1 protein-coding gene is annotated in these 234 nt (G+C 45.3%); it reads right to left on the reverse strand.

The genetic code is table 11. The features are described from left to right. On the reverse strand, window positions 1–234 hold a 234-nt coding region (locus ON062_RS13730), incomplete at both ends, for a hypothetical protein (protein ID WP_274647703.1).

Below are 234 nucleotides of genomic sequence, written 5' to 3' on the forward strand. Positions count from 1 at the left end.
TAGTTCCTTGACGGCAAAATCACGATCCACGTATCCTGTAACAACAGCTACGTGTGCCGAACTGTTGGGTATCGGCATGATTTTTCCTTTATTGTCAATATAATAGTTGTCTCCGTTGTTTGCCATCACTCTGAGGATGGGGAGGCGCTGTGTCACTTCGATACCTATCTTGCATCCCGGTGTACGGTAACATTCCACATTTTCAATCAAGGGATGTTGGCTGAGTTCTTCTTC

The sequence above is a fragment of the Microbacterium sp. C7(2022) genome, assembly GCF_028823665.1.
GTDB lineage: Bacteria > Actinomycetota > Actinomycetes > Actinomycetales > Microbacteriaceae > Microbacterium.